The sequence below is a fragment of the Pseudomonas sp. TMP9 genome, assembly GCF_037943105.1.
Taxonomy (GTDB): domain Bacteria; phylum Pseudomonadota; class Gammaproteobacteria; order Pseudomonadales; family Pseudomonadaceae; genus Aquipseudomonas.
On record NZ_CP149803.1, the window covers coordinates 2341986 to 2367014 of the forward strand.

Genomic DNA, 25029 nt, shown 5'->3' on the forward strand with positions numbered 1-25029 from the left:
CACTCACTCCTCCGCAATTGCGTGCTCGCCACGCTGGATGGCACGCATAAACTCAAGCTTGAGGAGCAGGCGTTGCATACCGTCCACATCCAAGCGTTCGGTGTTGTGCGAGTTGTAATCTTCCATGTGCGAAATCTTCTCTTCACCCTGCTCCACAAACTTGCTGTAGTTGAGGTCGCGCAGGTCCGGTGGCACACGGTAGTACTCGCCCCGATCTTCCGCACAGGCCATTTCTTCACGACTGAGCAAGGCCTCGAAAAGTTTCTCGCCATGCCGAGTGCCAATAACCTGAATCGGATGTTCTGGTTTGCCTAGCAATGAGGTCAGCGCACGAGCCAGCGTCTCCACCGTTGCGGCAGGCGCCTTCTGTACGAATAGGTCACCGTTATTGCCATGCTCAAAGGCGTAGAGCACCAGATCGACGGCATCACCCAGTGTCATCATAAAACGGGTCATATTCGGATCGGTAATGCTCAGCGCCTTACCGGCACGAATTTGCTCGATAAACAACGGAATCACCGAACCACGGGAAGCCATAACATTGCCGTACCGAGTGCCGCAAATAACCGTCTTGGTGTCATCAACATTACGCGACTTAGCCACCATGACCTTTTCCATCATTGCCTTTGAAATACCCATGGCGTTGATCGGATACACCGCCTTGTCAGTACTCAGGCAAACCACGCGCTTGACGCCATTCTGGATTGCCGCTTCGAGCACGTTGTCCGTACCGATCACATTGGTCTTAACGGCTTCCATCGGATGAAACTCACAAGACGGCACCTGCTTGAGCGCCGCCGCATGAAAGATGTAATCCACCCCGCGCGTAGCGTTCAATACACTTTGATAATCCCGTACATCGCCGATATAGAATTTAAGCTTGGCGTTGGCATACTGCTTACGCATGTCATCTTGCTTTTTCTCATCACGACTAAAAATACGAATTTCAGCGATATCGCTGGCGAGAAATCGTTTGAGCACGGCATTGCCGAATGAACCAGTGCCACCGGAAATGAGCAGCTTCTTACCATTGAACATATGCAATCCTGAAATCATAAAGCAATGCAGCCTAGCGGCGGCCTTGCAGAGCTGAATAGATAGAGTCGCGCTTCTGCTGTGACGTGGGATAGCTGATAAGTACCGCGCGATAAGGGCCTTTGAAGACGAAAAAACTGCCGGCAGCCACACCGACAACGCCACAGGATGCGACCACCTTGTGCATATCCTCGAGACTGCCACCACCACCCAGCACCGTCAGCGGTACGGTTAGCACTTCGCGCAGGTGCGCAGCCAGCAATAAGTCATAGCCTTTCATCTTGCCATCGTTATCGATGGAGTTGATAACGATCTCTCCCGCCCCAAGCTTTTCCATTTCAAGCGCAACATCAACAACACTGCGCTTGGTGTTGCGGGTGCCATTATGCGTCCACACATCCTGGACTTTACCCAGTAATCGCTGCTTGTGATCCAAAACAACGACAACGCTCTGCCGTCCGATTTCAGCGGCAATCTCACTAATCAGAGCAGGGTTGGCAAGCGCAGCCGAACTGATAGCGACCTTTTCGACGCCCAGTTCGATGATGCGCTTGGCCTGCTCTGCCGTGCGTACGCCGCCACCGTAGCAAAGGGGCATTCTGCATTCAGACGCTAGATGAGCGATCTGCTGATAGTCGGGCTCGCGGTTCTTAGCGCTGGCGTCAATATCAATGACGATCAGCTCATCCGCCTCCTTCTCATTGAAGATCTTCACCGCATTAATCGGATCGCCAACGTATTTGGAGTCCTTGAAACGAACGGTCTTAACAAGACCGCTATCCTGAATCAACAAGCAAGGGATGATGCGTGGTCTCAACATTTCACAATTCCGCGAAGTTCTTCAGTAAGGCGACACCACAGTGGTGACTCTTCTCAGGATGGAACTGCACCCCAAAAACGTTCTTCGACGCAACGGAACAACTGAAGCCAATGCCATAGGTAGCCGTCGCGGCGATATGTTCAGGTTGAGCGCACTCGAAGAAATACGAGTGAAGGAAGTAAAACAGCCAGTCGTCATCTTGCCCATGAAACAAAGGATTACCGAGCTTAGGCGACACGTCGTTCCAGCCCATGTGAGGTAAGGCGAGCTCACTGGACTCGGTCATAGAGTGAAAGTTGCGAACCTTCCCAGGAATCCAGCCCAAGCCAGGCAGGACGCCCTCGTCACTTGAGTCGGCAAGCATTTGCATGCCCACACATACCCCTAGCACAGGAGTACCTTGACTGATGATCATGTCATCCAGCGTCTTCCGCATGCCAGAAGCATTCAAGCGCTGCATAGCATGGTCGAAAGCTCCGACTCCAGGCAAGATAAGCTTGCTGGCTCCAACCAGCTGATCGCTATTCTTGGCCACCGTGACCGGTATATGTAGGCGTTTGTAGACGTTGACGAAAGCCTGAATGTTACCCAGACCATAATCGATGATGGTGATCATCTGAAAAGCCTTCTCTCCAATCCGAGGGCGCTCATTACACGCGAACCAATACCGATAAGAAAGCGCTTGTTCTTGTAGTCCCTGTAAGTCTTGTTTTCCCCTTCGAATATCGCCTGCAATTCTTCGACCGACAGCCCCAGCTTGTTAGCCACAAATTCGAACTCCGTCTTCAGGAACTGCTCGTCCATTTCTGGCTTGGCGATGCGAGCCAGAGCCTCGTCCCGAGTCATCTGCCCGGTCATGATCAGGCTGGAAAAGTGGGCACGACGCTTCTCGTAGCCGAATTTGCGCGGCATCCAATAATCTTCGTAGAAACGCGTAAACCGCGACTCGTGGTGCTTATGCTGAAACTTCTGCCAGCCGAAACGACGCTCCAGCTCGGCTTCGGCTTCTTGCTTGACATAAGGCACAAGATTGAGCGGTTTGACGATTTGCATGCCCAGCACACGCTGGTAGAGAATCTTGTATGTCATAATATCGACAAGGGGGAAAGTCTTGAGCGGTCGCTTGCCGAAGCGCTTGTGGATATCCGTAAACAGGGTCTTGTCGATCCCTGGATACCCGCCCCACTCCTCCGGCTCGCGGCAGCACTCGGTCGAATAATTGCCACCGGTGAGCACATATTTGATGCCGTTCTTACGTGCGAACTTGTACAGCCCGGAAAAAAAAGCAGCATCCTGAGGCAAATCCTGGTCCGCAATTTGCGAACGCAAAAAAGCAACCTGCAGATCCTTCATCTCTTCCCAGTTGATCACCTCGGTATAGAGATCCAGGCCAAGGCCATCTACCAGCTTCTCGATATTGCCCACCGCCTGGTCAGTATTCCAGCCCGCATCCACGTGAAAAAGCAACGGGCGCAGCCCCATCTTTTCCTTGGCGATATAAGCTGCGTAAGAACTATCGAGGCCGCCACTCAGGCCGATGATGCAGTCGAAATCCTTGCCCTCACCCTGTTTCTTGATTTTCGCGGCGAGTGCTGCAAGCTCCGCCTCCCCGCGCCCATCGGGATGCCAGTTGGGAGCGATTTCTGATTTGAAATTGTTGCAGTATTCGCAGACACCCTCCCCATCAAAAGAGATACGAGGATCGCTTGTGTCCATGATGCAATTACGACACATCGCAAATGATAACTGCTTATTAGGCATAGCATTTTAACCTTTGTTCACTAGCTGAATAACTTCAGCGTATTGATTAGCTTGAGCTCGCCTTGAGAGGCCTTTGGCAAAGTCTGAAAAAAAACTTTCCTTTCTTAAGTAAAAATCTTCATCAAGGAATGCATGTAGAAAGATATCAGATTGTGTGCCGACGAAATGAGACTCACTGGCTTTAACCAAAAATGATCCAGCAAGAGCTTGTGGAGATATATCAGCAACAATCGGTCGGCCGGAACCAAGATATTCAAAAAGCTTAGTAGTTAAAATACCTCGAGCACTGACCGATTCCTGCGAGGAGGTCTCGGAGAATAGTAAGTAATCTGCCCCAACAACAAGCTTCAAAGACTCCACATATGGGACTGCACCATAAAACGAAAATGCACCCTGAATACTTGGATAAGTGTTGGATAGCGCAGCTTTGATCAAATCAGCACCACCATAAAACTCAAACCTGAGGCGCTCAAAAGCAGGGGTATTAAGCTCACGAAGTCGCACAAGAGCCCTCATCACATTATGAGGAACTCGCCCTGGCGATACAATTCCCATATAGCGAATAACTGTTAAACGAGAATCATGCGGCAAAACTTGGTTGCGCGCGAAGTCCAAAACCTCATGGTCATAACCATTCATTATCGTAGTCACTCTAGGAGTCATACCCCTATAGTAAGCGCTCATTGGCTCCGATATAGCGACCACGTGATCGGAATTCCCAACCAGCCACCTATCAAACTTAAACTCTAGCCACTTCGCAAAAGCACCACCAGGCATCTCGTGGCACTCACTAAAATGGTCTCTGTAATCAAGGACACAGGGAACGCCGAACCTTTTCTTACATATCACAGCAGCCAGGAGCATCGGCCATGGCGGAGCAGACCCAATCACAACATCTGCAGATCGCAGCACCGAGTTAACTTTTAGATCTAAAGTCGGCTTCAGAAAAGCAACTGCAAAAGGTAAGCGAGGGTCAGGTATTTGGCCTAACATCTTAAGGACAAAATTCTTAAATCGCCTTTTGAAAGATGGGGCTTCAGTATACATCGGCTCAAAAACACCATGACTCTCGGTCGATGGGATTTTTCTGCCAAAACCATCTAATTCAATGACATTGACTCCTGCCGGATAAGCTTCCGTAAACCTACCGTCAGTCGCGGTTTTTTTTGTTGTTATAACCGTCACAGAGTGCCCATCCGAAGCAAGATACTTGGAAATCGCTTCTACACGCTTGGCCCCCGAACTATTGACCGGTGGATAATAGTGCACAATAAAAACAACATTCATAAAACAACCTCAAAGCATAAGTAAAAATAGCCCTGTAAAACCATCATCTCGATATGCAGTAGACCCTAACAAATAGCGCATGAAATAATATATACAGAAAACCGTTGCTCATAAGCATTCCAATTAGGGATGCCGAGTATAATGTCAAAGCAAAAACAGGCCACAAAGACTTGAAGGCAACATCATTAGAGAGCCTGAACCACCTAAAAACCTGGCCAATAAAGAACGAGAAACAAAAAACACCAGTCCAACCAAAGTTAACATAGGCGTCAGATATAAAAACAGCATTAGCGTTAGCAATTTCATTCCAGCTTCCGAACTGATGCTGAAAAACAAAACGCTCTATGTTAACTCTGTCCATACCAGAAACCAGTGACAGGAACGTACTGGTTGCCCCCATCAAAAAATCGCCCTTGAATATCTCAGAATGTACGAGCAGGGTGTCAGTAGCAGTAAACAATGGCACGGCAAATAGACGCCAAAACAGATAATCCAATCCGCCAAGTGGCAAATATTCAGCAGAAAAATAATAGGCCAGCGGTACATTTTCTGTACGCATCGCGGTTGACGCATCACCAAGCGAAAGAAAAACAGCAATCGCTAAAATAAATGGAATACCTAACAGGCAAGCTAAAAACATACGAATTGAAAGTCGTCCCGTTATGGCAAAGCAAACCAAGACAGGTAAAAAAATATTAAGAAAAAGAGCTTTCTGCAAAAAGCTTATACAAAAAATAAACGACATGAAGAAGAATAAATGTCTGTATTTATTATTATCCCTATACATTAAGACCAGACTATAGGGAATAAGTACTGTTGTAAAAATCGTACTCAAGTATAATAATATTGATTCCAGCCCCGTACGACCTTTGAAAAAATCACCTCTCTGCTGGCTTAGGTCGTCTGCATTAGCACCCTGTAAAGCACTGTATAGAGGTATAGATGGAGCAGTATAAAATGTATACGCTGCAAACATTAAAAAAAACAACCACACTATACAGTTAAAACCCGTACTTTTAATTATAACTCGGCGCACGCCCGGAGAAAACTGGCCATCAAATAACGGAGTGAAATAGCCAGCCACGAGTATAACTATTGAGAAAAAGGTCAATCCGGATAACTTTAAAAAGTACTCATCTACTGAAAAAAACATGAAGAGCGAAAATGGAATAACACAATAAGTCAGGCCAATAAAAAATAAAAAGATAAAAAAGCCAAACCCAGGGAGAAAAAGCCTTTCAGCTAGATTTTTCAAAACAAACATACCTATATCTATAAGAGAAGAAACCAGTTATTGGGTATTAGCAAATAGCACATTTATAATTTTAGAAGCTGTGTCACCCTGACCATATATAAACTCACTGAAATCATATGTATCAGAAGAATTTATAGCTTCTTTTATTCTTTCAGCAGAGTCACCAACGAGAATATTCACTCCTTTTTCGACAAGCTCAACCCATTCGGTTTCGTTACGCATGGTCACGCAATATTTCTTATGGAAGTAGGCTTCTTTTTGAACGCCGCCCGAATCAGTAGCTATTAGCCTACAATTAGCCTCTAACCAGTTCATTTCAAGATAACCAACAGGGCTAACAACTCGAACACAATCTGGTATCAATATGGATAAAGATTCAAGTTTTTTTCGTGTACGCGGATGCATGGGCAAAATTACTGGGAGCTGAGAACAGCCCAGACCTGACAAAATATTCCTGATTCTAATCTCCGAATCCGTATTTTCGGCTCTGTGAACGGTGCAAAGTATAAAATTATTAACTTCGAACCCTTCAACATCAAACCAACTTGGCTTTTTAGCACGATCCAAATAAAAAATGGTCGCATCGTACATCACATCACCAACGACATGTATTTTTTCAGCTGCAATTCGCTCATTCAATAGATTTTCCTCAGCCACTTGAGTGGGAGAAAAAAGCAATGAGGATACATGATCAGTCAATACTCTATTAATTTCCTCAGGCATCCTACGATTGAATGAGCGCAGGCCCGCCTCGATATGTGCGATTGGAATATAAAGTTTAGCGGCAGCAAGCGCACCAGCAAGCGTACTATCGGTATCACCGTAAACTAAAACCCAATCTGGCTTTTCTACAACCATCAACTCCTCAAGTTTCTCCAACATACGACCAGTATTTTGCCCATGCGTACCACCTCCCACAGCAAGATTGTAGGAAGGCTGAGGAATACTAAGTTCACTAAAGAAAACATCTGACATATCATTATCATAATGCTGTCCAGTATGAACAAGCACCTCTTCAATATTGTGCGCTAAGAACGCACGAGAAAGTACAGCTGCTTTAATAAACTGGGGCCTAGCCCCAACCACAGTGAAAACTTTCATTTAACCTCCAAGCCAACTCGACTGATTAATTTTAAAGTTACAAAAATGCTCGCGACATAGAAAAATAACATCCAGATGCTGTAGATAAGTATCGAAACAGCAAATCCGACCTCATATATACCGCAAGCGATTAGACAAGCCACAACAACAAATAGACGACAAACATCCCAAATCAACTGGACATCTTGCCTGCCGATGACATTTAGAGTCTGACTTAATGGTGACGCAACAAACTGTCCAAGAAAAAAAGGAGCCAACACCAATACTAACGATGAAACACCACCCCATTCGCCACCAAATATATACTCAGAAAAATAAAAAAGAATTAGTGTAGATACAGTAACCAAAGGCAACCCAGACCACAATAAATTTCTAAACGATTTAATATAGAATTTTTTGGCATCAATAGGATTTCGCTTTAGTATTTCGGGAAACTCAGACAAGTAAACACTTGCAATAGCAGCGCCCAAAAAAGCCATAGGCGCACCCATCGCTCGCTGAGTCAGTGCAAAAAGCCCTGCATCTGCTACCGTCCAAAAATAGATAATAAGAAAGGGTAAAGAGTTGGTGGCCGCAGTATTTAAAGTACTTGCAGAAGCAGAGAATTTTGGAAACCTAACATACTTCCTGAGCAACACCATCAATTTTGAAAATTTTGGAGGTTTGGCCTCTTTTAAGGCACCATGCAAAATCTCGAAACTTCCTAACCCCTGACTAATGATATAACTCAATACAAGCGAGCCGCTACCAAATGAAAGAAAACCTGAAATAACTTGTAAGAATGCCTGTGCAGAGCTTCTATATATATTAGCCTTAGACAGCAAATAAAAATTTTTATCTTTAATAGAGAAATATGTCGCGACTTGAAAAGAGCCTGCTAAAAAAACAGCTATAGGTAGAGCCCAAAGATAAGCTCCCACGTAATAGAAATCAAAAAACCATAAGAAAAATATAAAAATCGCAACTACAAATGAAATCAGGCATAGTATGTAGATACACAAAAAAACCAATTCTAACGAATGCTTCCTCATTGGGACTTGTGGTATGGCGAGCTCATACTTCAGCGATGAGAAAGAAATCAAAATTGTCAGAATTGCAACAAAAGCACCTAGTACTCCAAAATCTTCTGGCGTAAAAAGCCTGCTCAACAAAGGCGTCACCGCAAAAGTAACACCTTGAGCCAGTACCGTACCACCAAACATAACAGCAATCGAGCGAGCTATTATTGAATTAAAACGACCTAGAACCCACTGTTTCATTTAGACAACGCTTGCGTTATTAATCTTATATCGCCTGCCTTTAGATAAGGATGCATAGGTAAGCTCATTACCTTCTGCGAAAGTTCGTCACCAACGGGAAGATACGCTTCATCAAAAACAGCGGGCTGCTTGTTCAATGGTATAGGGTAGTGCACAGCAGTTGGTACACCCTGCTCCATGAGGTGCTGCTGTAGGCTATCACGATGACCTACACAAATAGTGTATTGGGCATAGGCACTAACGTTATATGGTTCGATATAAGGATTTTTTATCGCGTGCTGCGACAACAACCGATCGTAGGTTAAGGCCACTTTTTGCCGAGCAATCAGCTCACTAGGAAAAATCTCCAGCTTGGGTAAAAGAATCGCTGCTTGCAGTGTATCCAGGCGGCTATTAACCCCCACACGGATATGGTGATAACGGCGATCCTGCCCGTGACGCGCAATTTGCCTTAGCACTTTTGCCAGCTCTTCATCATTGGTAAAAATCGCGCCGCCATCGCCATAGCAACCCAGCGGCTTGCTCGGAAAGAAGCTCGTGCAGGCAATAGTGCTCAGATTGCAAGAGCGCTTATCTTTGTAGGTTGCACCAAAACTCTGCGCAGCATCCTCGATTACCGGAATACCGTATTTCGCAGCTATTGCATTGATGGCATCGAAATCCGCGCATTGTCCGTAGAGTGAAACAGGGATGATAGCTTTAGTGCGTGGGGTGATAGCAGCTTCCAGCAGGTTCGGGTCGAGGTTGTACGTACGCGGGTCGATATCAACGTAGACCGGTTTTGCCCCCAATAAGGCCACAGTTTCGGCTGTAGCTATATAGGTGAATCCAGGGGTAATTACTTCATCGCCCGGACCAATCCCTAACGCCATCTGCGCAATCTGCAGCGCATCGGTGCCGTTGGCGCAGGTGATGCAGTATTTAGCGCCAACAAAAGCGGCTAGCTTTTCTTCCAGCTCAGCCACTTCCGGACCAAGAATGTACTGGCCGTGGGCAAGCACTCGCTGGATACCAGCGTCGATCTTGTCCTTGATACGGACTTGTTGGGTTTTCAGGTCGATGAACTCGATCATTTATTGCGCATCCACTTTGCTCAGGGTTGTGCCATTCAATACATAGCGGGAACCAGTGTGCTGGCAGGCAACTTCGCCCTCACCTGTCACTGGCAGTGTCAGTTGCTCGCCAAACTCGCTCATCCAACCAATCTGGCGTGCTGGTACGCCCACCATCAGGGCATATGCTGATATGTCCTTGTTGACTACCGCACCGGCCCCGACGAAAGCGTACTCACCAATGGTCACACCACAAACGATGGTGCAGTTGGCGCCGAGGGTGGCTCCTTTTTTCACCAGGGTGTCGCGATACTGGTCCTTGCGCCCGATCAGCGAACGCGGATTGTACACATTGGTAAATACCATGCTAGGGCCGCAGAATACGCCCTGTTCAAGGGTGACGTTGTCGTACACCGAAACGTTGTTCTGCACCTTGCAATTATCGCCGATTACAACCTTGTTGCCGACGAAGACGTTTTGACCGAGGGATACGCCCTTCCCTATACGGGCTCCGCCACAGACATGCACGAAATGCCAGACACGCGAGCCTTCACCGATCTGAGCACCGTCGTCGATGATGGCACTGGAGTGCTGGTAAAACTTCATATTCTAACTACCTGAAAAATATTATAAGAAGCAGTCAATAGACGCCGGACAATGATTTATAACTTTACACCACCAACAACAGCACGACTCAGGACATCCATGACCCATCCTTGCTGTTCTATAGTCAGCCCCACCCAAAGAGGCAATCGAATCAAACATTTGGAAATTTTATTGGTCACCTCCATCGACCCTGCGACCCTGCCATAGCGCTCTCCTGCAGGCGAAGAATGCAGTGGCACATAGTGAAAGACTGCATTTATATCATTGCTCTTTAATTCACTCAAAACTGCTTGCCGACCGATACCAGGAGCAAGTAGCACATAATACATGTGCGCATTATGCTGACAGTCCACTGGCACTCTAGGGCGTTGCAGCAGCCCCTTACTCTCGAGCGTTTCCAACGCCTCATGATAACGAGCCCAAATTGCCAAACGCTCCCTAGTAATTGTTTGTGCTTCTTCCAGTTGGGCCCAGAGGAACGCCGCAGTTAGTTCACCAGGAAGAAAGGAAGAGCCAACCTCCTGCCAGGTGTATTTGTCCACCTCGCCTCGGAAGAAACGGTTTCGATCCGTACCTTTTTCCCGAATAATCTCTGCGCGCAAGGCCAGCTCGGGATCGTTAACCAACAACGCTCCACCCTCGCCGGAGATCACATTCTTGGTTTCGTGAAAGCTATAGGCACCCAGATCACCAATGCTGCCAAGCGCACGACCTTTATAAGTAGACATCACACCCTGTGCAGCATCCTCCACAACTTTGAGGCCGTGCCGACGAGCAATCGCCATGATGGCATCCATCTCGCACGCGACACCCGCGTAATGCACCGGCACAATCGCCCTAGTGCGGGGGGTAATGGCCGCTTCGATCAAGCGCTCATCAAGATTCAGCGTGTCCTCACGAATATCCACAAACACCGGCACACCGCCACGCAACACAAAGGCATTGGCCGTCGACACAAAGGTGTAGGACGGCATTATGACTTCGTCGCCCGGCTGGATATCCAGCAACAGGGCTGCCATCTCCAGCGCTGCAGTACAAGAATGAGTCAACAGTGCCTTGGAACAGTCAGTACTTTGCTCAAGCCAATTGTGGCAACGTTTGGTGAAAGGACCATCGCCTGCAAGCTTATTGCCGAAATTCGCTTCGGCAATATAATAAAGCTCTTTGCCGGTCATGTACGGCTTGTTGAACGGAATTTTCAAGCTATTCAATTCCACACCCCGCTTGCTTGTTCAATATCCAGATCATTTCTGGCACTCCATGGAGCAATGGGTATAGGGGATCCAAGCCTGATGGTGCACTTCAACTCGTGGCGACGCGAACACCTTGTCGGCCAACGATTGATACCCTTCCTTGTGACGCACATTCTGGCCGCGATCATTGCGAACCAGGAAACGAGCAACTACATTTTGTGAAGGATCCAGACAAGGATCAATTGTCAGCAATCTACCACCTGGCTTCAGCGCCTCATAACCAAGTTGCAGGACGCCCAGTGCTACAGAATCATCTAAATGATGCAGCAACCCCAAAGCCAGTATCACGTCAAACTTCGGCAACGCTGCAAGATCCTCAAATTGAAGTTGTCTGCAGTTGAACTGACCATGCCCCCCAAACCGTTTTTTGGCCTGCTCAATGTAGGCCTCACTGATATCGAACCCCCAATAGTCTACATTGGGCAGATAGGCAAGAATATCGGAAGGTCCGCAACCCACATCGAGAATCTTCATTCCCGGAAAGGGCCTGACAAAATTCTCGACGAAATGCTGACGTGACTTATGTGCCCCCATAAGCGACTGAAAAGATGAATAGATAATCGGGTGAGAGAGAATCGCCCTGATGCCGTACGTGACCTGTGCCATGGATCATTTCCCTGCTAGTACGACAATACCAGCGACAATAAGAAGTGTGCCAAACAGCTTTGCTATACTGAATGATTCATCGAACAACACCACCCCAAAGAAAAGCATAAGAAGAAAATTCAGGCTTATCCATGGGTAGGCATAACTGATCTCAAATCGAGACATAGCCAACATCCACGAGATCCCCGCCAAAAGGGTGGCTAAAATGCTAGAAATCACCCATGGATTGAGAAAAAGGTGCCCAACGAAGTACAATTTTCCTAACAAGTCGGTAGGCAGCACACCGGCAAGAGACACTTGCCAGCGCATTATGAGCTGGCTATAGACAGTAAAAAAAATTGTCCCAGCAATATATATGTGATCTAGCGACCGCAGCATCAGCCTGCCTCCAATACGGCCAGTCCAAAACCCGTTTTCCCGTAGCCATTACCGTTGTAAACCATGTACCTCTGGCCCGCGTGATCGAAGACGTATGGGTATTCGATCATTTCTGAATCCCACCCTGTTTCAGAAACATCTATACCAACTTGATGATCAAGACGCTCCCACTTGCGACCGTCAGCTGACTCCGCGTATCCAATTCGATATGATTCCCCTCTAAATGAATACCACATTCTCAATCGATCAGTGTCAGCAATAACCGATGGTCGAGAAATTGCGTATTCCTGCTTATTCAAGAAATCAATAGCAATATCACCGTTTCGTTGCCATTTTATACCATCTAGCGACTCAGCATACTTGATGTGATACCTGTGCTCGGGCTTGCCGTCTCGCATACACCAACCGGTGCAGGACAAATACCACATCCGCCAAATATTATTTCCGGGGATAACGCAACAACTTGCACAGAAATGCGGTTCGTCAATCGATCGATCAACGATTGGCCCGCTGGAATACCGCTTGAAACCATTGTCTTTTACACTGATTGCCAGGCCTATTGAATTCCGAAACGGTACGGTAACACCCAGATTCCATCCAATGTAGTAGAGAAACTTTTGGCCTTCATGGTGACTTAGCCAACTTGCCATTGCGCCACTGTCGTCGAATTCGCCAAGTTGGCCGGGACTAAGGACAGGGTCTTTCGACAATTCAAGGATACGTTCTGGTCGATCTATGTCTACAACCACATATCCGGTATAACTACGGTTGTGGGCATCACGCGAACTAAAATAAATTTTAAACAGACTATCTCCAAGACTTTCAGCTACTGGAACAGCTGCGTGAGATTTCATCCAAGGCGTTTCGCCTGAAGGGCAAAACACCAAACCAAGCTTACGCCACACGGCATTAACACTCATATCCGTCTCAACTTCGTGCTAGGCACTTGCGCACGCTCGGTTGCTTTCCCGATATAAACACCTTCGGCCTCAGCATCGGCGAGCAGCAAGGTGCCGGCACCAACCACACACTTCTCGCCGATCTTGATATGGTCACGCAACGTGGCGTTCACGCCGATAAAACACTGCTCACCAATCTCGACTCCACCCGAAATAACAACATGCGAGGCGATGAAACAGTGATCATTAATGGTCGAGTGGTGGCCGATATGATTGCCGCTCCACAAGGTGACATTGTTCCCGATGGTGACAAATGGTTGAATGGTATTGTCTTCAAAGATAAAACAGTTTTCACCGATACGCCCTTCGTTTAACACGGTGGTCCGTGAACTTACGAAGCTAGCCAGGCGGTAACCCAGTTCTTTAGCAGCCAGGTATTTTTCCTTGCGTACCGCATTGAGCTTGGAATAACTCAGTGCAACAAAAAACTCGCATTCCTCAGGCCTATACTTCTGGGCCACCTCTTCGAATGCAACCACCGGCAAGCCACAAAAAAAAATTTCTGTTATGTACTCGGCGTCAAGCGTGAAAGCGACTACTTCATAATCGGAGTCCGTGCTGAAATAGTAGTGTGCGAGTTGGGCAATATCGCCAAAGCCAAAAATCACTAGAGGCTTCTTCATGGAGACTTCCTCACCAGGATTGTGAACTCATAAAGGTCGTAATCATGCAGCAGGGCTACGTTGCGCGAGTAGCGTCGCTTGCAGAGATCGAACAGAGCACAGGGGTCTGCATAGTAGAGGTAGTCGAGCATCTTCTCCGCATCGGAATAAGCCGTAAGGCAATTGAAGGAAAAGCCAAGTCGGCTGGTGCGGTCGAGAATGTCCAACGTGGCTTCGAGATACGCGCACCACTCCGCATCCGACCGCCCCAGACGAACATTGAAGATGCCGCTGGCAACTCCGTAATCGGCAACGCCGTCGGGCTGACTGGCGAGCACGAAACGCGCTTGAGGAATACCCTTATATAGCTGCTCGGCGGACCTGATCATGCTTTCGGATACATCTATTCCCGCGTAGGAAAATCCTGAATAGCGACCAACGAGAAAATCATGAAGCGCCCCGTAGCCGCAGCCCAGATCATTGAGTGAAAATTGATTCTGACCATCGATGATCTTGCACAGTTGTTCGAAGCGCAGTCCCTGACCCTCTTCGCCGCTCCAGTCGACGCCACGAGGGGTTACCCCGTGTTGCGCCAACTTTTCGGAGTAATAGTCGGCGACCTCTACGAGTAGATCAGTCTTGTTTTTTTGCATAGACCTGCCTGACGATTGTGTAAGGGCGCTGTTTGGTCTCGGAGAAAATTTTCGAGAGATAGATGCCGATCACCCCAATGAACGAGATGACCATCCCGCCCAGCAGCCAGATCGAGGCCATGACCGACGTCCAGCCGCTCAAGGGTTTGGCAAAGAATATCCAGTGTATGGAAAGGTAGGCGATGTAGCAGAGCGCAAACAGTGAAATTGAAATACCAATATAGAAAATGCTTACGAGCGGCGCATTGCTAAATGACGTAACCGAGTTCACAAGCAACGACATCTTACTGCGGAAGGTGTACGTCGTATCGCTGGTGTTGTGCTTCTTGACTATTTGCGGACGTTGAACGAAGCCGGTGATGTACCAGAGGCCTGCCATGAAGACCTCTCTTTCCTCATGGCGCAGCAGGGCATCCACGTAGCGACGGGTCATCAGGCGCGCCGTGACTATATTCTCGGGAAGAGCCAAGCCCGTCAGCGCTTGGAAAAAACGATAGAACCACTGGCCACTCCAGCGCTCGAACCAATTTCCTTTGCGCTGTTCCTGTACGCCATAAACCACGTCACATGACTCAATTTGCATCTGGTCTGAAAAACCGATCAGGCACTCTGGCTCCTCCTCCAGATCGCTGTCGATCAGAAAGACTCGCCCTCCCCTGGCATGGGCAAGCCCGGTCATCATGGCCTTGTGATGACCGAAGTTGCGCGATAGATCAACGACGACAACATGGCCGTCGCACTCTGAAAATTGCACAGCCAGATCCAAACTACTGTCTGGCGACCCATCATTCACCAGCACGATCTCGTAGTCGTCACCGACGAGTTGTCTGGCAGCAGCACTGGCACGCTGATGGAACTCGGCAATGTAGGGAGCAGACTGATAAAGGGTTGCAACGATGGACAGCTTCACTAGCGTACATACCTCATGTAGCGGTATGCATCTTTACCGCAGTTGAAGAGCAAATCCAGAATGCTAACCCCATGTGTAAAATCACCACATAGTTGAGGGTACTCAGGGTATCCCGCGTAATCAAACCACGTCAATTTAATGCCCCGTTCGGTAAATACAGCTTCTTCGATGTAGTCCTTGGCAGACGGCCCAGAGATGTATTCACTGCCCCCTGCCGCCGCACACAGATTCGCTAGCCGCTTTGTCTTACCTTCAGACAATGAGTAATCCCATGAATTACTGATAACTGTCTTGATTTCTAGGTAAGAGCAGACGGCGTCAATGAAGCGTCGATTTAGTTGGGAAAGATGCACTGCTGGTTCAGCTAAATACAGTGGCTCAAGCCAGGCAGCAATCTCGCAAAAACATGGGGCGTGTCGATAATTCTGCGACAGGACGTTCCAGTGGTCCTTTGACCACTGGTAACCGTCGACCTCCGTTTCGCGTATGGTCTGGTAATATTTGCCTTTTACCTTGACGGGAATAGTCAGCCATTTAACGCCCTGTGGCGTCTTGATTTGGTTTCGATTACGCCAGTCGCGCCGAGTATATTGCATGTCGTCGTAGAGGATGAATTCATCCACTGCGGCGATCATGTCGAAATAACCTTTCCAAGGGATGTAGTTGGATTGGAGGATGGCGATTTTTTTCATGGGTAGCTCACTCGCAATTTACTGCAGGCTGTTTCGACAATATGTATTGGATGCGCCGGCTTATAGACTGTTTGCGCGTCACCATTAGTGGAATGAAGCATACCAACAACATCGAAATCAGCTGAAAGACTTGCCCCAAAACTTGCCAATAGCTGCTCTGAGAGTGGACGGGGACCCTTTGGCTCAGTGATTAGCCACGCTTGTGCGAGCTGTTTGCAGGACACTAATTTTAGTGCTTTCTCAACATATACCGTGCTGCCTGGATAACCACCGAGAGTCCAGGCCACTCCAACACTGTCAGCTCCTATTACATGAAGGACTCCCGGCGAGTGCCCCGTCATGTCGATCACTGGCGTGCCCTTGATAAAGCCAGATGCGGAAAAAACATTACGCGCAGCGGAAATGTATTCTCCAGAATTTTCTGCCAGCCTCAACTGCCCACCTTGGGTTCCCAAGTCTATGGCGTAGCTATTATCGAACAGTGGGTAAGTTTGCCGATAAGGATGCTCTAACCCTTTCAGCAGCAAGCCCAATGTAATGACTTGGACTACTATAGACACAGTGAACAACACCCGAGGAAACTCTTGCCTGCCGGCAAGATGAGAAATAGCCAGAAGCCCAGATAACACAATGAAAAATCCGGCGCTCCCAATAGGAATCCAATAGTTATTCCCCGTCCCAAGTGCATAGGCATATGTAAACCCAAGAAATGGAACAACCAATACTAAGTATCTTCCGTGCTTCACAGGAAGATACTTACGCCTGAAAAATGCAAAGCCCATCGCTATTACTGCAAGTAACGCTGCACTCTGCAAAACACTAAAACCCAAATTGGAAGTCAAAGGGCTTAGAGGAACCAAATAGAAAAAAGCGAACCCTAGAACAATTATAAAAACCTGAATAAAAGATAATAATAGCCTTGATTGCAACAGTGTAGAAATACCAACTGGAATAGCCGCCATTAGAATAACGCCAAGCATCAAATTCTGATAACCATCATGCATTTCGACTTGTGATGAATACCAAAAAACACCTGTTAAACCAATAGCTATCAACGTAACCTGCATCAACGCAACAATAACTGCAGACCCCGAAGTTTCCAAAAGGGAAGCAATAAGCCCTACAATAGCAGCTAGAACAGTTGCCCAAAAAATCCCTGTCGACATCAGGCTTAACTGAAAATCATCAATACGGAATAGTATATCTACTGAATGCCCTCCCCCTAGCATTGAGGCAAACTCTAAACCGTCACGGTATCGAGCGAAAAACCCAGAGACGGATCCATCAATCACAAACGCGGAAACGAGTAGACAGACCAAAAAACTCAACAGTGCTATCAGCGAGCGAACTGATAATTTTCCTGATAGTAGTGCATATACAATAACGCTAAGGCCTGCCATTGCAGCAGTCGTGGGCTTGCCCATAAATGTCAGCCAACCGCCGAGACCAACCAATACCCAACCGAGGGTACTAGAACGAGAGCCAGTTCTATCTCCTAGTAGTAAGCCGGCGGTGATTATCAGTAATCCCTTGAATGCTAGGCTGTTGTAGCTTGGGGTTGGTAGCCATAATCCGGCGAAAACGAGAACCGTCAGAGAAGACATTGCTATACCGGCAGAAGTGACAAGCCGAGCATAAGCACCCCCAACCGACTGAGGTGTTAATCTCTTAAGAAACAAGTCACAAACAGCCCACGCCAAGAAAAATATGATAACAATATTGAACTGACGTAACGCTGAAACATCCCCACCTAACAATCTATATATCGGGTTATATATAAAGCCGAATTGCGATATTGAAAAACTGTAGCGGGATGGATTGGCCATCGAAACCAAGTAAAACGACTCATCAGTATAGTCCAGACCATAATGGCTAAACCACAGGAGGCTGACAATCATAAAAACAGTTAATGCCGCTGAGAGCCCCCAGGGCAATACGCTCAGCAATCGCAATGCACTTACATAAATTCTTGAGCTCCCGCTAGTCATTTCTACATCAACCTTTCAATGACAATAGGAATGGATGTGCTTCATCGTTCTGTGCACTAACAATGGCAGCAGAGCGAATCGTATTCACCGTCTCCACACAATGACGGGCGTCTTCGATACCGTAGCCACGACCCGCGAGAATCTCTTGGTAACTGGTGGTGTGCAGATCAGTGAAGCCTTCGGAGAACTCCATCTCCTCACCGTTGACGGTGATAGAACGGTAAGTCGACTTCTTGCCCTTTACGGACGCTGGAAGGTCGTTAGCGTCGATAGAGAGAAACCAGCGAACCCGGGCATTCTCGTATTCCAGGTAGCCCGCGGCTTTATAGTCTGAAACGAAGTGAACGACGTTGCGCTGCAGCTTACCGAAGATGAAATGGAGCATGTCGTAGAAGTGCACACCGATATTGGTAGCCACGCCAAAGGATTTGCGTGGATCGCCCTTCCAGCTCTCCATGTACCACTTGCCGCGCGAGGTGATGTAGGTCAGCTCAACATCGTATTTGTGTTCGCTGATTTCGCGGGCGACCTTGTCCTTAAGGCTGAGGATGGCCTGGTGGTGACGCAGTTGCAGGATGTTGTAGAGGCGCTTGCCGGTTTCCCGCTCGACCAAGGCCAGCTCGTCGAGATTTTCCGGGGTAGGGACCAGCGGTTTTTCGCAGATGACATCGCAACCCAAACGCAAGCCCGCGACGATATGCGAATGGTGCAGGTAGTTTGGCGAGCAAACGGCGGCATAGTCGAGTGCAGTGGCCGGATCACGCTTCAGGCGATAAGCGTGCTCTTGGAAGCGTTCGAACTCGGTGAAGAACTCGCTTTGCGGCGAGATGCTGTCGATGATTCCGACCGAGTCGTTGATGTCGTAGGCAGAGACCAGCACGTTGCCGGTGTCCTTAATAGCGCGCATATGTCGGGGAGCAATGTAACCGGCAGCGCCGATCAGGGCGAAGTTTTTCATGGGTGTTCCTTGCATTGCATAAGTATCCGGCAGGTTACTAATCGAACCGGCCGGGCAATGTTATTAGGGGCCAGGGATTAGGCTTTGATGATATGGGGGGCCGGGGCACGGTATTTGCCACGGCTATCCACGATCAGTGTGGCGTGTTGCTTAATCAGTTCGTAATCGAACTTATCGTGATCAGTGGCCAAGATCACTGCATCAAAGCTGGCAAGGGTGTCGGCAGTTAGGTCTTCGCTGCTCAACTCGAAGTGGTGCTCACGCATTTTGGGGAAGACAGGAACGTGGGGGTCGCTGTAGGCAACAATACCGCCCTTGGCCTCGATCAGCTCCATGATTTCCACAGAAGGCGATTCACGCATGTCGTCAACGTTCTTCTTGTAGGCAATACCAAGCACGAGCACTTTGCTGCCCTTCACGGCCTTGCCATTATCGTTCAAGCCATCCATCAGCTTACCCAGCACGTATTCAGGCATAGCTTGGTTGACTTCACCGGACAGCTCGATGAAACGGGTGTGCAGGCCGTATTCGCGGGCTTTCCACGTCAGATAGAAGGGATCGATAGGAATACAGTGGCCACCCAGGCCAGGGCCAGGGTAGTAGGCAGTGAAACCAAACGGCTTAGTGGCAGCAGCGTCGACCACTTCAAAAATATCGATACCCATACGGTCTGCGACGATCTTCATCTCGTTTACCAAGCCAATGTTGACGGCACGGTGGATGTTTTCTAGCAGCTTGGTCATTTCCGCCGCTTTAGTTGAACTGACCGAGACAACTTGGTCGATTGCTTGCTCGTAAAGAGCTACACCGACTTCCAAGCAAGCTGGAGTGTGACCGCCTATAACTTTCGGGATGGTGCGGGTTTCAAAGTTTAGGTTGCCCGGATCTTCACGCTCAGGCGAATAAACTAAGAATATGGATTCGCCGACCACCAAGCCACCTTCTTGTACGCGAGGTAGTAACTCTTCTTCGGTAGTGCCTGGGTATGTGGTGCTCTCCAACGAGACAATTTGACCTTCACGCAAGTAAGGCTTTATCGCGTTAGTAGTATCGATCACAAAGCTCATGTCTGGCTCACGATACTTATTCAAAGGCGTGGGTACGCACAGAATGAGTGCTGCACACTCACTGACGCGACGAAAATCCGTAGTGGCTTCAAAACCGCTCTGACGGGCGCTAGCGATTTTCTCACTAGGTATATGTTCGATGTAGCTCAGCCCATCATTAAGTTTTAAGACTTTAGCTTCATCGATATCAATGCCAAGTACACGAAAGCCGATAGCGTTATAGCGCAGCATCAATGGTAAACCTACATAGCCTAAACCTACGATACCAATAATCGCTTCTTTGTTTTTAAATTCAGCGATACTCACTTGCTTTATGCCTGACATCTGGTGAAGCTCCATAAGTTTTTCTTTAAATTACTGGTTATCTATTCAACTTGAAATTGCTTAGCAGCCGATTATGGTGTTGATCTTGGCTTAAATCTTATAGTTCTCTGCGTCTAAATCTACATAACGGCCGCGCTCAACGTAGATTGGGATGGTTGGACCCGGCGTGCCTTGCGTTTGGTAGCCGATAAACAATGCGTCAAACCGGGGGTTGCAAAGCAAGCCTGTGAGATCATTTACAATATACCCGCTGCTGCGGATGCCGCCGCTTGCCATTAGCGTGGCCATGGGCGCTTAGCCCGATGAACAGCGAATTTATATTCAACGCTCATTTGCAACCTTTGAAACGAACCATAATCGATGAACAGACCGTGGACGGCACGCATCAGTTGTTGATGGTATATGGCGCTCGGGCTTTACTTGGTGCTGTGGTGAAGGGTAGTGAGGTATCCCATGAGGTCGGTCCGTGTTATTCCGTTAACGATAGTAGTCGTTGCCGCTCTTGGCCGATGATCAGTACTTACGGGTGTTGCCAATCACAACAGCCAGCACTGCGCAAAAATTGCTTTCAGCGAATATTTAGTTTTAGCAGACTGCTCAGCGCGGCCGAAAGACTCAACTCGGAACTGCTATCGTGCAGCGTCTGCGAGCACCATAAGCTTTATAAGCCCTCGCTAACACAGTACGTACAGCACAACGCAGCAGGTATCGACAAATCACTTTACCTTAGCTGTATGCTTTATCAGCATCACTCGGATCAGCGCAATAAACATACCCAACATACCGCCCAGCACGATGCCTAGCGCTACGATGAGCGCCTTTTTCGGCTTAATTGGCTGATCTGGCACCCCAATTTCACCGTCTTGGCGGAAGACTGCAACATTGCTCCGATCAATACTCACTTCTGTAAGTAGCTGATATTTAGCTTCAAGGTCACGTAACCCAGGGATAAACGGATCATTGGAGACGCGCGCCTGCAACACCTCCATTTCAGCGCGCAACGATTTTGCGCCCCGCATGTACATCAAGCTGCCGTCCATAAATGCAGATAGTTCTGTGTTAACAACCGGAGGATTATCAAGGCCTATGGCGTCGGCGACTGTTAGTGCTTCCTTCAGCTGCTTTGTACGATCATCCCTGCGAATTTTTGCGCTGTTGCGACCCGATTTTATTTGCTGTTCAATATTACGAGCTTGCACAGCAAGCTCGCGCTTGCCGTTCTGCAACACATCTTCTAGTGATCGCACACTAACTTGGTCAATATATTGTTTAACCAACGCCGAGGCTGAATCAGGCTTATGATGCTCGACAACTATGGAGTAACGATCCGGCTGTGTCTTATCCGTAGCTTTGATACTAAACTTTTCGTTAAATGCTTTATAAAGATTATCCTGTGACCCTACGCGCTGAGCATCCTCCAGCGACGGTAAGTAGAACTCTTTAAAAAATTTACGCCGCGATTTATCTGACTGTAAATTTCCGACGAAAACCACGTATACATCATCAACCAAAAATGGCTTCAGGCCACCCTCATCTGCACCGGTTCGCCCCAAGTTGAAGCCGGCAATATCACTAAGAGACGGTGGCAGCACAGCGGCACTTGCCTGATAAACAGGCTTACTCAGATACGCATAGGACGCTGCAGCTACTGCAAACACCAACGTGATAAAGACTATCAACCATTTTTGCGCCCACAGGCTTTGGAAGAGCTCAACAAGGTCGATCTCATCATCATTGGCTTGGCGCTGGTAAGTTTGCTCGGTCACTGTAGATCCATCTTTTGTCAAAAATTAGTTATTTGAGTTGGGGTTGCCGTAAAACTGAATAACCATTGCAGCGATGTCCCAATTGCAAATAGCGATCGTTACAGCTGTTCGAATCATACACTCTGAATTCTAGCAGGCATTTTGCCATGCCTCGCTGGTAAATCCTACCAACTGAGAGCCTAGATTTTCCATCACGGCCACATCCCCTTGCATCGCTCAGGTCTTTGTTGCCGAACTGAAGAAACTGTGCGCAGCCTATGCAATTGAACGCTCAAGATCTCGTCAGATAGCGATCATTTCAAAGTCATCACTCGCCAGTGACGATCAACGCTTACTGAAATGGGCTTGGCCGCGAATCGAGAACATATGGAAGGCTATGCGACAAATAATCTAGATCGCTGTCGAGCACGAGACGATTACGAAAATTTCGTAGCCATTGAGAAACTCCCTTGCTCTTGGCATCAGGATTTATGGCTTTACGTTGATGGGCTTGCCGGTTCAGGCAAGCTGACGGATTAGTAGCGGGCTTGTGAAAAACAGATGAAATCAGAGGAAGGCGGTTACTCGTCCTCATTCACCCGATCACGTAGCTCTTTGCCAGGCTTGAAGTGCGGCACAAACTTGCCGTCCAGCCGAACAGAGTCACCGGTTTTTGGATTGCGGCCGACGCGGGGGGCGCGGTAGTGGAGGGAGAAGCTGCCGAAGCCACGAATCTCGATGCGGTCGCCTGTCGAGAGTGCCTGCGACATTTGCTCAAGCATGGTTTTGATCGCTAGCTCGACATCCTTTGACGAGAGCTGCCCTTGATGGGTGACGATGCGCTCGATCAACTCCGACTTGGTCATGGTTTTCCCTTCTTTTTCAAGCAGCTAGATCACTAGATAGAAAGGTTTTAGCATGCTTAATCGGGTTTGAACAGCCTATAAAACAATACCTTAGCGATTTTCAAGCAATAAAAAGGGCGACCCCAGGGTCGCCCTTTTCATGGAGTGTCTGAACTTAGTTCTGCTTTTCCATTTGTGCGCGGAGCAGATCACCCAAGGTGGTCGGGCCCGCAGCAATGTCAGAGGCAGCTGGCTTGTCGCGCAGGCTCTGGATTGCTTCTTTTTCGTCTTCAACGTCTTTCGACTTGACCGACAAGCTGATTACGCGGCTTTTACGGTCAACGCTGATGATCTTGGCTTCTACTTCTTCGCCTTCTTTCAGAACGTTGCGCGCGTCTTCAACGCGGTCACGGCTGATTTCGGAGGCTTTCAGTGTGGCTTCGATGCCTTCGGCCAAGGTGATGATGGCGCCTTTGGCGTCAACTTCTTTAACGATGCCGCGCACGATAGTGCCTTTATCGTTTACAGCTACGTAGTCGGAGAATGGATCTTCTTCGAGCTGCTTGATGCCAAGGGAAATGCGCTCACGCTCTGGGTCAACGGAGAGGATAACGGTTTCCAGCTCGTCGCCCTTCTTGAAGCGGCGTACAGCTTCTTCGCCTACTTCGTTCCAGGAGATGTCGGAGAGGTGAACAAGGCCGTCGATGCCGCCATCCAGACCAATGAAGATACCGAAATCGGTGATCGACTTGATGGTGCCGGAAATTTTGTCGCCCTTGTTGAACTGACCGGAGAAATCTTCCCACGGGTTAGTTTTGCACTGCTTGATACCCAAGGAGATACGACGACGTTCTTCGTCGATATCGAGAACCATAACTTCCACTTCGTCGCCGACGTTAACGACTTTCGAAGGGTGGATGTTTTTGTTGGTCCAATCCATTTCGGATACGTGCACCAGGCCTTCCACGCCTTCTTCCAGCTCTGCGAAGCAGCCGTAGTCGGTCAGGTTGGTTACGCGCGCAGTAACACGGGTGTCCTGCGGGTAACGCGCCTTGATGGCAACCCATGGATCTTCGCCCAGCTGCTTAAGGCCGAGGGATACACGGTTACGCTCGCGGTCGTACTTGAGAATTTTGACGTCGATCTCATCGCCAACGTTGACGATTTCAGACGGATGCTTGATGCGCTTCCAAGCCATGTCGGTGATGTGCAGCAGGCCATCGACGCCACCCAGATCGACGAACGCGCCGTAATCCGTGAGGTTCTTGACGATACCTTTGACTTGCTGACCTTCCTGCAAGGATTCCAGCAGAGCTTCGCGCTCAGCGCTGTTCTCGGCTTCCAGCACGCTGCGGCGGGAAACGACAACGTTGTTGCGCTTCTGGTCCAGCTTGATAACTTTGAATTCGAGCTCTTTGCCTTCCAAGTGAGTGGTATCACGCACTGGACGGACATCGACCAAGGAACCTGGCAGGAACGCACGGATGCCGTTAACGTCGACTGTGAAGCCGCCCTTAACCTTACCGTTGATAACGCCCGTGACCACTTCCTCAGCGGCGAAAGCTGCTTCCAGAACGATCCAGCACTCGGCACGCTTGGCTTTTTCGCGGGACAGCTTGGTTTCACCAAAGCCATCTTCAACCGCGTCCAGCGCAACGTGAACTTCGTCGCCAACCTTGATGGTCAGCTCGCCAGCGTCGTTGTGGAACTGTTCCAACGGGATGAGGCCTTCCGACTTCAAACCAGCGTGAACAGTTACCCAACCCGCTTGGTAATCAATGTCGACGATGATGGCGGTGATGATCGAGCCAGCCTGAAGATTCAGGGTTTTTAGGCTTTCTTCAAACAGTTCAGCAAAGCTTTCGCTCATTTT

At 48.4% G+C, this 25029-nt stretch carries 24 protein-coding genes; all 24 read right to left on the reverse strand.

Translation table 11 applies throughout. The features are described from left to right. Positions 1 to 3: 3 nt before the first annotated feature. Entirely contained in the window at positions 4 to 1038 is a 1035-nt protein-coding gene (locus WF513_RS11175) for a polysaccharide biosynthesis protein (RefSeq protein WP_339079447.1), read from the reverse strand. A 31-nt stretch (positions 1039 to 1069) separates the two neighbouring features. Then, entirely contained in the window at positions 1070 to 1855 is a 786-nt protein-coding gene (locus WF513_RS11180) for an AglZ/HisF2 family acetamidino modification protein (RefSeq protein WP_339079448.1), read from the reverse strand. 1 nt (position 1856) lies between these two features. Next, positions 1857 to 2471, reverse strand: coding sequence for an imidazole glycerol phosphate synthase subunit HisH (hisH, locus tag WF513_RS11185; RefSeq protein ID WP_339079449.1), 615 nt, complete (start codon positions 2469 to 2471; stop codon positions 1857 to 1859). Continuing rightward, on the reverse strand, positions 2468 to 3616 hold the full coding sequence (locus WF513_RS11190) for an N-acetyl sugar amidotransferase (protein WP_339079450.1): 1149 nt from the start codon (positions 3614 to 3616) through the stop codon (positions 2468 to 2470). The genes hisH and WF513_RS11190 overlap by 4 nt, the downstream gene beginning before the upstream one ends. 6 nt (positions 3617 to 3622) lie before the next feature. After that, positions 3623 to 4903, reverse strand: coding sequence for a glycosyltransferase (locus tag WF513_RS11195; RefSeq protein WP_339079451.1), 1281 nt, complete (start codon positions 4901 to 4903; stop codon positions 3623 to 3625). A 43-nt stretch (positions 4904 to 4946) separates the two neighbouring features. Next, entirely contained in the window at positions 4947 to 6167 is a 1221-nt protein-coding gene (locus tag WF513_RS11200) for a hypothetical protein (RefSeq protein WP_339079452.1), read from the reverse strand. A 27-nt stretch (positions 6168 to 6194) separates the two neighbouring features. Beyond that, positions 6195 to 7259: a UDP-N-acetylglucosamine 2-epimerase (non-hydrolyzing) gene (gene wecB, locus WF513_RS11205; protein ID WP_339079453.1), complete on the reverse strand. Its 1065-nt coding sequence runs from the start codon at positions 7257 to 7259 to the stop codon at positions 6195 to 6197. Beyond that, on the reverse strand, positions 7256 to 8518 hold the full coding sequence (locus WF513_RS11210) for an oligosaccharide flippase family protein (RefSeq protein WP_339079454.1): 1263 nt from the start codon (positions 8516 to 8518) through the stop codon (positions 7256 to 7258). Before WF513_RS11210 ends, wecB begins: the two co-directional genes overlap by 4 nt. Further along, the gene (locus WF513_RS11215; RefSeq protein WP_339079455.1) at positions 8515 to 9591 is read right to left on the reverse strand and encodes a DegT/DnrJ/EryC1/StrS family aminotransferase; all 1077 of its coding nucleotides are present in this window, start codon (positions 9589 to 9591) and stop codon (positions 8515 to 8517) included. The genes WF513_RS11210 and WF513_RS11215 overlap by 4 nt, the downstream gene beginning before the upstream one ends. After that, complete coding sequence (gene wbpD, locus WF513_RS11220) at positions 9592 to 10176, reverse strand: UDP-2-acetamido-3-amino-2,3-dideoxy-D-glucuronate N-acetyltransferase (RefSeq protein WP_339079456.1); 585 nt, start codon at positions 10174 to 10176, stop codon at positions 9592 to 9594. It lies immediately after the preceding gene. Between the two features lie 56 nt (positions 10177 to 10232). Then, complete coding sequence (gene rffA / locus WF513_RS11225) at positions 10233 to 11387, reverse strand: dTDP-4-amino-4,6-dideoxygalactose transaminase (protein WP_339083534.1); 1155 nt, start codon at positions 11385 to 11387, stop codon at positions 10233 to 10235. A gap of 33 nt (positions 11388 to 11420) precedes the next feature. Next, on the reverse strand, positions 11421 to 12035 hold the full coding sequence (locus WF513_RS11230; protein WP_339079457.1) for a class I SAM-dependent methyltransferase: 615 nt from the start codon (positions 12033 to 12035) through the stop codon (positions 11421 to 11423). 3 nt (positions 12036 to 12038) lie between these two features. Then, positions 12039 to 12413 (reverse strand): EamA family transporter, encoded by a 375-nt coding sequence (locus WF513_RS11235; protein WP_339079458.1) that lies wholly within the window; start codon positions 12411 to 12413, stop codon positions 12039 to 12041. Next, positions 12413 to 13333 carry a hypothetical protein gene (locus WF513_RS11240; protein ID WP_339079459.1) on the reverse strand — a complete coding sequence of 307 codons (921 nt, stop codon included), beginning with the start codon at positions 13331 to 13333 and terminating at the stop codon, positions 12413 to 12415. The genes WF513_RS11235 and WF513_RS11240 overlap by 1 nt, the downstream gene beginning before the upstream one ends. Continuing rightward, the gene (locus WF513_RS11245; protein ID WP_339079460.1) at positions 13330 to 13995 is read right to left on the reverse strand and encodes an acetyltransferase; all 666 of its coding nucleotides are present in this window, start codon (positions 13993 to 13995) and stop codon (positions 13330 to 13332) included. The genes WF513_RS11240 and WF513_RS11245 overlap by 4 nt, the downstream gene beginning before the upstream one ends. After that, the gene (locus WF513_RS11250) at positions 13992 to 14627 is read right to left on the reverse strand and encodes a class I SAM-dependent methyltransferase (RefSeq protein ID WP_339079461.1); all 636 of its coding nucleotides are present in this window, start codon (positions 14625 to 14627) and stop codon (positions 13992 to 13994) included. Before WF513_RS11250 ends, WF513_RS11245 begins: the two co-directional genes overlap by 4 nt. Then, the gene (locus WF513_RS11255; RefSeq protein ID WP_339079463.1) at positions 14608 to 15537 is read right to left on the reverse strand and encodes a glycosyltransferase family 2 protein; all 930 of its coding nucleotides are present in this window, start codon (positions 15535 to 15537) and stop codon (positions 14608 to 14610) included. Before WF513_RS11255 ends, WF513_RS11250 begins: the two co-directional genes overlap by 20 nt. Beyond that, the gene (locus tag WF513_RS11260; RefSeq protein WP_339079464.1) at positions 15537 to 16229 is read right to left on the reverse strand and encodes a WbqC family protein; all 693 of its coding nucleotides are present in this window, start codon (positions 16227 to 16229) and stop codon (positions 15537 to 15539) included. The genes WF513_RS11255 and WF513_RS11260 overlap by 1 nt, the downstream gene beginning before the upstream one ends. Further along, the gene (locus tag WF513_RS11265) at positions 16226 to 18217 is read right to left on the reverse strand and encodes a hypothetical protein (RefSeq protein ID WP_339079465.1); all 1992 of its coding nucleotides are present in this window, start codon (positions 18215 to 18217) and stop codon (positions 16226 to 16228) included. The genes WF513_RS11260 and WF513_RS11265 overlap by 4 nt, the downstream gene beginning before the upstream one ends. Before the next feature lie 7 nt (positions 18218 to 18224). After that, the gene (wbpB, locus tag WF513_RS11270) at positions 18225 to 19175 is read right to left on the reverse strand and encodes a UDP-N-acetyl-2-amino-2-deoxy-D-glucuronate oxidase (protein ID WP_339079466.1); all 951 of its coding nucleotides are present in this window, start codon (positions 19173 to 19175) and stop codon (positions 18225 to 18227) included. A 77-nt stretch (positions 19176 to 19252) separates the two neighbouring features. Continuing rightward, the gene (gene wbpA / locus WF513_RS11275) at positions 19253 to 20566 is read right to left on the reverse strand and encodes a UDP-N-acetyl-D-glucosamine 6-dehydrogenase (protein ID WP_339083536.1); all 1314 of its coding nucleotides are present in this window, start codon (positions 20564 to 20566) and stop codon (positions 19253 to 19255) included. A 716-nt stretch (positions 20567 to 21282) separates the two neighbouring features. Beyond that, positions 21283 to 22332 (reverse strand): LPS O-antigen chain length determinant protein WzzB, encoded by a 1050-nt coding sequence (locus tag WF513_RS11280; protein ID WP_339079467.1) that lies wholly within the window; start codon positions 22330 to 22332, stop codon positions 21283 to 21285. Between the two features lie 560 nt (positions 22333 to 22892). Then, positions 22893 to 23177 (reverse strand): integration host factor subunit beta, encoded by a 285-nt coding sequence (gene ihfB / locus WF513_RS11285; RefSeq protein WP_090387490.1) that lies wholly within the window; start codon positions 23175 to 23177, stop codon positions 22893 to 22895. A 154-nt stretch (positions 23178 to 23331) separates the two neighbouring features. Beyond that, positions 23332 to 25026: a 30S ribosomal protein S1 gene (gene rpsA, locus WF513_RS11290; RefSeq protein WP_298188080.1), complete on the reverse strand. Its 1695-nt coding sequence runs from the start codon at positions 25024 to 25026 to the stop codon at positions 23332 to 23334. Between the last annotated feature and the right edge of the window lie 3 nt (positions 25027 to 25029).

Excerpts from the sequence above, each read along its gene's own strand:
- WF513_RS11200 (WP_339079452.1), bottom strand. The coding sequence starts at position 6,167 with ATGTTTGTTTTGAAAAATCTAGCTGAAAGGCTTTTTCTCCCTGGGTTT.
- WF513_RS11250 (WP_339079461.1), bottom strand. The coding sequence starts at position 14,627 with ATGCAAAAAAACAAGACTGATCTACTCGTAGAGGTCGCCGACTATTAC.
- WF513_RS11175 (WP_339079447.1), bottom strand. The coding sequence starts at position 1,038 with ATGTTCAATGGTAAGAAGCTGCTCATTTCCGGTGGCACTGGTTCATTC.
- rpsA (WP_298188080.1), bottom strand. The coding sequence starts at position 25,026 with ATGAGCGAAAGCTTTGCTGAACTGTTTGAAGAAAGCCTAAAAACCCTG.
- WF513_RS11180 (WP_339079448.1), bottom strand. The coding sequence starts at position 1,855 with ATGTTGAGACCACGCATCATCCCTTGCTTGTTGATTCAGGATAGCGGT.
- wbpD (WP_339079456.1), bottom strand. The coding sequence starts at position 10,176 with ATGAAGTTTTACCAGCACTCCAGTGCCATCATCGACGACGGTGCTCAG.
- WF513_RS11190 (WP_339079450.1), bottom strand. The coding sequence starts at position 3,616 with ATGCCTAATAAGCAGTTATCATTTGCGATGTGTCGTAATTGCATCATG.
- WF513_RS11195 (WP_339079451.1), bottom strand. The coding sequence starts at position 4,903 with ATGAATGTTGTTTTTATTGTGCACTATTATCCACCGGTCAATAGTTCG.
- wecB (WP_339079453.1), bottom strand. The coding sequence starts at position 7,259 with ATGAAAGTTTTCACTGTGGTTGGGGCTAGGCCCCAGTTTATTAAAGCA.
- WF513_RS11230 (WP_339079457.1), bottom strand. The coding sequence starts at position 12,035 with ATGGCACAGGTCACGTACGGCATCAGGGCGATTCTCTCTCACCCGATT.
- WF513_RS11265 (WP_339079465.1), bottom strand. The coding sequence starts at position 18,217 with ATGACTAGCGGGAGCTCAAGAATTTATGTAAGTGCATTGCGATTGCTG.
- WF513_RS11245 (WP_339079460.1), bottom strand. The coding sequence starts at position 13,995 with ATGAAGAAGCCTCTAGTGATTTTTGGCTTTGGCGATATTGCCCAACTC.
- WF513_RS11240 (WP_339079459.1), bottom strand. The coding sequence starts at position 13,333 with ATGAGTGTTAATGCCGTGTGGCGTAAGCTTGGTTTGGTGTTTTGCCCT.
- WF513_RS11210 (WP_339079454.1), bottom strand. The coding sequence starts at position 8,518 with ATGAAACAGTGGGTTCTAGGTCGTTTTAATTCAATAATAGCTCGCTCG.
- WF513_RS11235 (WP_339079458.1), bottom strand. The coding sequence starts at position 12,413 with ATGCTGCGGTCGCTAGATCACATATATATTGCTGGGACAATTTTTTTT.
- WF513_RS11260 (WP_339079464.1), bottom strand. The coding sequence starts at position 16,229 with ATGAAAAAAATCGCCATCCTCCAATCCAACTACATCCCTTGGAAAGGT.
- WF513_RS11215 (WP_339079455.1), bottom strand. The coding sequence starts at position 9,591 with ATGATCGAGTTCATCGACCTGAAAACCCAACAAGTCCGTATCAAGGAC.
- wbpA (WP_339083536.1), bottom strand. The coding sequence starts at position 20,566 with ATGTCAGGCATAAAGCAAGTGAGTATCGCTGAATTTAAAAACAAAGAA.
- ihfB (WP_090387490.1), bottom strand. The coding sequence starts at position 23,177 with ATGACCAAGTCGGAGTTGATCGAGCGCATCGTCACCCATCAAGGGCAG.
- wbpB (WP_339079466.1), bottom strand. The coding sequence starts at position 19,175 with ATGAAAAACTTCGCCCTGATCGGCGCTGCCGGTTACATTGCTCCCCGA.
- hisH (WP_339079449.1), bottom strand. The coding sequence starts at position 2,471 with ATGATCACCATCATCGATTATGGTCTGGGTAACATTCAGGCTTTCGTC.